The sequence below is a fragment of the Devosia insulae DS-56 genome, from assembly GCF_000970465.2.
In the GTDB taxonomy this organism is placed as follows: Bacteria; Pseudomonadota; Alphaproteobacteria; order Rhizobiales; family Devosiaceae; genus Devosia_A; species Devosia_A insulae.
The window spans coordinates 1-6,654 of the sequence record NZ_LAJE02000261.1; the positions used below are offsets into that span (position 1 = coordinate 1).

Consider the following 6,654-nt stretch of genomic DNA (forward strand, 5'->3'; position numbering starts at 1 on the left):
ACAGGGTGGGGGGTACTCTTTCCGTACCGAGCTATCACCACGCCAGATGCGACAGCCCTCACCTCAAGGGCTCGATTGAGCCGACAGCTCCCTAACTCGCCCCTCGAGAAACCGCTGTTCCGCCGCCTGGTGCGTCAGTTCCAGTGCGGCCACATACGCCGCCCGGGCCTCCTCCGTCCGCCCCAGCCGGCGCAGCAGGTCGGCGCGGGCCGCGTGAAGGTAGCGGAATTCAGTGAGGGCGCCGCGCTGCCGGATGGTTTCGATTTCGTTAAGCCCCGCTTCCGGCCCGTCCCGCATGGCGATGGCGACGGCGCGGTTGAGCATGACGATCGGCGAGGCGTCGGCGCGCAGCAGCAGGTCGTAGAGTCTCACGATCTCGCCCCAGTTGGTGGCGTCGGGCGAGGCGGCGATGGCATGCTGGGCGGCGATCGCTGCCTCGATGCCATAGGCCGTGAGCTCGGGGCGCGCCATCAGCTGGTTGACCAGCGCCACCCCTTCGGCGATCTCCGCCCGATCCCAGAGCCGCCGGTCCTGGTCGGCGATCAGCACCAGATCGCCGGCCGCATCGGTACGGGCGTCGCGCCGCGAATGCTGCAAGAGCATCAGCGCCAGCAGCCCCTCGACCTCGGCATCCGGATCGGGCAACAGCGCGATCAGCAACCGGCCGAGCCGGATCGCCTCGGCGCAGAGGTCGGCGCGCAGCAGGGTGTCGCCATAGCTCGCGGCATAACCCTCGTTGAAGATCAGGTAGATGGTGCGCAGCACCGCATCGAGCCGTTCGGCGAGGTCTTTCGGCTCTGGCACCTCATAGGGCAGCTCGAGCTCGCGGATCCGGTTCTTGGCGCGGACGATGCGCTGCGCGATGGCGGTGGGCTTGGCGAGGAAGGCGGCCGCGATCTCCTCGGTCATGAGCCCGCAGGTCTCGCGCAGCGTCATCGCGATGCGCGCATCGGCGGGCACCTGGGGGTGGCAGCACACGAAGATCAGCCGCAGCTGGTCGTCGGCGATGGATTCGGCTTCGGGCGGCATCTGCGCCTCCTCTTCGAGCGCCAGTTCGGCGGCGACCACGTCGAACCGCGCCTTGCGGCGCAGCCGGTCGATCGCCTTGAAGCGCCCGGCCGAGACCAGCCAGGCGCGCGGGTTGGCCGGCATGCCGTCGCGCGGCCATTGCTCGGCGGCAGCGAGGAAGGCGTCGTTCAGCGCTTCCTCGGCGCGGTCGAAATCCCTCAGCAGCCGGATCAGCGTTGCCAGTACCCGCCGCGATTCGGTGCGCCACACTGCCTCGATGTCGATTGGCCGGGTCATGAGGTACGCACCCAAAAGCTGACTAGACGAAAGTCTGAGACGGCGGGCCAGGCTGTTTCGCGGCACTTTAGTGACGCTAAAACCGTTGGGAACCCGGGCCTTTCCGCAAATTTGTGCCAAGGCTTAGGCGATCTATAGATTGAATTGTCGTGAGTAATCACGTTGCCAGCCTCATGTGCTCAGGCCTAGCCTCAAAGTGACGAGCCCGACCGAATGGCAAGCGGAAGGAAGCGTCATCCTTCGGAGGAATATCATGAGTGAATTCAAGTCTGGAATGAGCCGGCGCGACCTGCTGGCGATGATCGGCACCGTGGCGGGCAGTGTTGCGATGTACAACGCCATGACCACGCTCGGCTTTGCCCAGGCCTCGACCTATGACGGCCCGGTGAAGCTGGAAGGCGACCCCAAGGGCGCCTCGGTGCTGGTGCTCGGCGCCGGCCTGGCCGGCATGACCGCGGCGCTCGAGCTGCGCGCCGTCGGCTACAAGGTGCAGGTGCTGGAATATCGCGAGAAGGCCGGTGGCCGCTGCTGGACGCTGCGCGGCGGCGACAAATATGTCGAGCTGGGCGGCTTCGAGCAGGAGGTGAAGTTCGCCGAAGGCAACTACATCAACCCGGGCCCGTGGCGCATCCCGCACCACCACTATGGCGTGCTCGACTATTGCAAGCGCTTCGGCGTCAAGCTCGAGCCCTTCATCCAGACCAATTTCAATGCCTACCTGCACCGCACCGACGCTTTCGAAGGCAAGCCCGTGCGCTTCCGCGAGGCGCTGACCGACTATCGCGGCCACGTCTCGGAACTCTTGGCCAAGGTGGTCAACCAGAACGCGCTGGACGAGGCAGTGAGCGCCGATGATGCCAAGCTGCTGCTCGAGTCGCTGAAGACCTGGGGCGTGCTCGACGAGAACTATGCCTATGTGAAGAGCAACGACACCTCGGAGTTCCGCGGCTGGGCCAAGGAGCCGGGTGGCGGTGTCGATGGCGCGCCGGTGCCGTCCGAGCCGATGACGCTCTCCGACGTGCTGCAGTCGCGCGTCTGGCAGCACCTTGTCGACGGCGACAGCATCGAGCACCAGTCGACCATTTTCCAGCCGGTCGGCGGCATGGACATGATCGCCAAGGGGTTCGAGAAGGAAGTCGGCGACCTCATCACCTACAACGCCAAAGTCACCAAGATCGACCAGTCCGATACCGGCGTGACGGTGACCTATGTCGACAGCCAGAGCGGCGAGGGGGCTGAGACGGCGAGCGCCGACTATTGCATCTGCACCATCCCGTTCTCCATCCTCGGCCAGATCGAGCATAACCTGTCGGGTGAGATGACCGCGGTCATCGACTCGATGTCCTATGCCGGTTCGGTGAAGTTCGGCCTCGAGTTCAAGCGCCGCTTCTGGGAGCAGGACGAGCGCATTTATGGCGGCATCACCTATACCAACCTGCCGATCTCGCTGATCTCCTATCCCTCCACCGACTACTTCAGCGATGGTCCGGGCGTGCTGCTCGGTGGCTATTCCTGGGGTGCCACGGCCTACCAGTTCAACGCCATGTCGCCCGAGGATCGGGTGAAGAAGGCGGTTGAATACGGAGCGCAGATCCATCCGCAATACACCGAGGAGTTCTCCAACGGCGTGGCGGTGACCTGGCACCGGGTGCCGTGGGTGCTCGGCTGCTACGGCATCTGGGCCGACAAGGAGAACCAGTATGCCACCGCTGCGGCGATGGATGGCCGCACCCTGATGGCGGGCGAACACATCTCCTACCTGCCGGCCTGGCAGGAAGGCGCCATCCTCTCCGCCATCGATGCGATCAAGCGCCTGCATGCGCATGTGACCGCTGCCTGACCGCCGTTTCAGAAAGGACTTTGACATGACAAAGCTCACTATCGCCGCGGCGGCGGCCTTTGCCCTGTTCGCGACCCAGCCGGTCATGGCGCAGGACGCGGCGATGTTCGCCTCGACCAGCAAGCTGACCCAGACCGGCGGCGAGAACATCTACAAGGCCATCTGCGCCGGCTGCCACATGCCCGAGGGGCAGGGGGCGATTGGTGCCGGCAAGTACCCGGCGCTCGCCAACAACCCCAACCTCGAATCGGCCGGCTATCCGATCTACCTGATCATCCACGGCCAGAAGGCGATGCCGGCGCTCGGCAACGTGCTCGACGACCAGCAGATCGCCGATGTCGTCGCCTATATCCGCACCAATTTCGGCAACAGCTTCGCCGAGCCGGTGACGGTTGAGGAAGTGACCGACGCGCGCTAGGCGCCCGGTGACCCCACCGTCCGGGCTTCGTCCGGACGGTGCGTCCGTTTGGGACGAGTATCTCCATCTATTGGGAAGACCATCATGACCAAAACATTTGTCCTGGCCCTTGGCCTCGCCATGCTCGCCGCGAGCCCGGTGCTGGCGCAGGATGTGATCCGCCACACCAACCCCAACTCGAATTTCCCGATCGCCCGCGCCGTCGAAATTCCCGCCGGCAAGACCACCATCTATGTGAGCGGCGCCGTTCCCAGCGTCATCGATGAGAGCGCCGACCGCGCCACCCCGGCCGCCTATGGCGACATGGAGACCCAGACCACCAGCGTGCTGCAGTCGATCGAAAAGACCCTCGGCGATCTCGGCCTCGGGCTCGGCGATGTGGTCAAGATGCAGGCCTATCTCGTGGCTCCGGAAGGCAAGCTCGATTTCGATGGGTTTATGAAGGGCTACACCAAGTTCTTCGGCACCGAGGCGCAGCCCAACCTGCCCGCCCGTTCGGTGATGACCGTTGCCGGCCTCGTCAGCCCGGGCTGGCTGGTCGAGATCGAAGTCACCGCCGTCCGGCCGTAACGCCCGTTCGAGTTGCATGGCGCGGCCGCTCAGCTGGCCGCGCTTGTGTGTTTCGGCACCTGGTAGATCGGCCGCACCTCGATGGTGCCGTGCTCGGCCAGCGGAATGCCGGCGGCGATGCGAATGGCGTCGTTGAGGTCGCGCGCCTCGATCAGGATGAAGCCGCCCAGCTGCTCCTTGGTCTCGAGGAATGGGCCGTCGGTGGCCGAGATCTTGCCGTCGCGCACCCGCACCAGCACGGCGCTCTCCGGCGCCTGCAGCGCCTGGGCCTGCACCAGGTTGCCGCTTTGCTCCAGCTCCCGATCGTAGCCGGAGGAGGCAATGTCGAGCTCCCGCTTTTCGGCTTCGCTCATCCGGCGGAACACTTCCTTGTCGTCGAAATGCACGAGGCAGATGTAGAGCATGATGGTCTCCGCTTAGGTGTCATGGGCTAATCGAACGCCGCCGCTGCGTTTCGACAGGCTGGCGGCGAAATCGAGCCAGATTCTTGCGGGACTGTCGAACTGGCCCTCGCCATCGCATTTTTAGCGATTTGCTTGCCCTCGCCTTCACCACGCCGTTTCACCGCCCGCTAAGCGCTTCCCCCGATGGCCGAACGCAGCAATGCCGATCTTTGGCATGATGCGCCAGATCGAGGAGCCTGGGGGCTTTCCAACCCGATGTTCGCCGGCCTCACCACCGTAACTGAGCAGACGCCGCTGCCGGTGCGCGTCCGCTCGCGCATGCTGTCGCTCGCCACCGTGGCGCTGGTGGTGACGCTGGTGGTGACGGCGATCGCGGGGTTCGTCCACGTCGGTGGCCAGCAGCGCGCCATGGCCGACCTCCGGGGTGAGGCCGACCAGTTGCGCGCCATGTACCAGTCGGTGGTCGACGCCGATGCCGACGCCATGCATTTCCTCACCGGCGAAGCAGGCGCCTTGCGCACCTATCTGCCCGAGTTGGAGCGGCTGACTGGTGCCAGTGCCGCGATCTTCGACGTGGTGGGCCCGATCGCAGCCCCATCATCGGCTGAACCACAACGCCTGCGCGACCTGGTCGCCGGGCTGGTGCGCAACTGGAACGAGGCCATCGACCTCGCGACCTCAGGCAACCGCCAGGCCGGGCTCGACCTGTTGGCGAGCCGGCGCACCGGCGAGACGGTGACCGCCATCGGCACCGGCGTCGGCCGGGTGCTTAACGATACCGACCTCAGGATCCGCACTCACGACAACCGCATCCAGGCTGGCACCATGCTGGTGCTGCTGATGCAGCTGGGGGCGGGTCTGCTCGCCATCCTTGGCCTGCTCTACGCCTTCCGCTCTTCGGTCACCGAGGCCGACGGCCGCGCCGCCGCGGTGGAAACGGCCGACAAGGCGCGCCAGCAGGTGGCGCGGCTGTTCGAAATGGCTGACGTGCTGCAAAGCGCCTCCGACCATGCCGACGCCAATGCCGTGCTGAAGGCGACGGCGGTGGAGCTGGTGCCCGGGTTTTCCGGCGCGCTCTACGTGTTCAACAATTCCCGCGACCGGCTGGTGCTCTCGACCACCTGGGCCCGCGCCGAGAACGATGCGCTGCCCGAGACCATCAACCCCAATGCCTGCTGGGCGCTGAAGCGCGGCAAGCCGCACGTCAACCGCGGCGATTCGACCAAACTGTGCTGCGCCCATCATGTCGGCAGCGAGACCTCGCTGGAGATCCCGATGATCGCCCGCGGCGAGATCGTCGGGCTGCTGCAGCTGTTCGCCTCGGGCATCAGCGCCGAGGAGCGGCTGGAGCACGCCACGGCGCTCGGCTCGGCCCTGGCCGACGGCATGAGTCTCGCGCTCGCCAACATGGCGCTGCGCGAAAAGCTCAGAAACCAGGCGCTGCGCGACCCGCTGACCGGCCTCTACAACCGCCGCTACATGGAAGATTGCCTGCAGCGCTTCGTGCGGCTGGCCGATCGCGAGAACCGCGAGATCTCACTGATCATGGTCGACCTCGACCACTTCAAGCGGCTCAACGACGAGCATGGCCACAGTTTTGGCGATCAGGTGCTGCGCGATACGGCGCTGACCCTCACCGGTTCGCTGCGCGAAACCGATATCGTCTGCCGCTTCGGCGGCGAGGAACTGGTGGTGATCCTGCCCGATTGCCCGCTGGAGCGCGCCGCCGACAAGGCCGAGCTGTTGCGGCTCAGGATAGAGGAACTCAGCAACACGCACGGCACCGAGATCTCGGCCTCGTTCGGCGTCGCCTCGGTGCCGCATACCTCGCAGAGCGTCACCGACCTGCTGCAGGCCGCCGACCAGGCGCTCTACAAGGCCAAACAGGGCGGCCGCAACCAGGTCGCCAAAGCGCCGCTCCGCCCCTACCGGCCCGACCGGATGAGCGACGAACTGGCCGCGCTGGAAGAGTTTCCGCGCGCTGCGGCGGAGTAAATCAACCGCTACCGCCGGTGGCTGTGGACCCCCACCCCCTAAGCAAGGGGAGGGAGACGACAGCCTCGATGGCAGTGAGAGGGTCTCCCTCCCCATGTTTATTTAGGGGGAGGCGACAGGGG

Annotated in this window: 6 protein-coding genes; 4 read left to right on the plus strand and 2 right to left on the minus strand. The window is 65.8% G+C overall.

Annotated elements, in window-relative coordinates:
* Window positions 1-63 precede the first annotated feature (63 nt).
* Window positions 64-1,305: an RNA polymerase sigma factor gene (locus VW23_RS18520; RefSeq protein ID WP_069911026.1), complete on the minus strand. Its 1,242-nt coding sequence runs from the start codon at window positions 1,303-1,305 to the stop codon at window positions 64-66.
* 253 nt (window positions 1,306-1,558) lie between these two features.
* Between VW23_RS18520 and VW23_RS18525 the strand changes: the two genes are divergently transcribed.
* From VW23_RS18525 to VW23_RS18535, 3 genes are all read left to right on the plus strand, one after another.
* Complete coding sequence (locus tag VW23_RS18525; protein WP_244513651.1) at window positions 1,559-3,145, plus strand: NAD(P)/FAD-dependent oxidoreductase; 1,587 nt, start codon at window positions 1,559-1,561, stop codon at window positions 3,143-3,145.
* 25 nt (window positions 3,146-3,170) lie between these two features.
* On the plus strand, window positions 3,171-3,563 hold the full coding sequence (locus VW23_RS18530; RefSeq protein ID WP_069911028.1) for a c-type cytochrome: 393 nt from the start codon (window positions 3,171-3,173) through the stop codon (window positions 3,561-3,563).
* 84 nt (window positions 3,564-3,647) lie between these two features.
* A complete protein-coding gene (locus VW23_RS18535) occupies window positions 3,648-4,133 on the plus strand; it encodes a RidA family protein (protein ID WP_069911029.1) in 486 nt (161 codons plus the stop codon).
* A 29-nt stretch (window positions 4,134-4,162) separates the two neighbouring features.
* Here the strand turns inward: VW23_RS18535 and VW23_RS18540 are convergent, their stop codons facing one another.
* Window positions 4,163-4,537, minus strand: coding sequence for a YciI family protein (locus VW23_RS18540; RefSeq protein ID WP_069911030.1), 375 nt, complete (start codon window positions 4,535-4,537; stop codon window positions 4,163-4,165).
* Window positions 4,538-4,720: 183 nt separating this feature from the next.
* On the opposite strand from VW23_RS18540, the gene VW23_RS18545 reads away from it, so the two are divergent.
* Window positions 4,721-6,532 (plus strand): GGDEF domain-containing protein, encoded by a 1,812-nt coding sequence (locus VW23_RS18545; protein ID WP_084646297.1) that lies wholly within the window; start codon window positions 4,721-4,723, stop codon window positions 6,530-6,532.
* Window positions 6,533-6,654 lie beyond the last annotated feature (122 nt).

Excerpts from the sequence above, each read along its gene's own strand:
- VW23_RS18520 (WP_069911026.1), bottom strand. The coding sequence starts at position 1,305 with ATGACCCGGCCAATCGACATCGAGGCAGTGTGGCGCACCGAATCGCGG.
- VW23_RS18525 (WP_244513651.1), top strand. The coding sequence starts at position 1,559 with ATGAGTGAATTCAAGTCTGGAATGAGCCGGCGCGACCTGCTGGCGATG.
- VW23_RS18530 (WP_069911028.1), top strand. The coding sequence starts at position 3,171 with ATGACAAAGCTCACTATCGCCGCGGCGGCGGCCTTTGCCCTGTTCGCG.
- VW23_RS18535 (WP_069911029.1), top strand. The coding sequence starts at position 3,648 with ATGACCAAAACATTTGTCCTGGCCCTTGGCCTCGCCATGCTCGCCGCG.
- VW23_RS18540 (WP_069911030.1), bottom strand. The coding sequence starts at position 4,537 with ATGCTCTACATCTGCCTCGTGCATTTCGACGACAAGGAAGTGTTCCGC.
- VW23_RS18545 (WP_084646297.1), top strand. The coding sequence starts at position 4,721 with ATGGCCGAACGCAGCAATGCCGATCTTTGGCATGATGCGCCAGATCGA.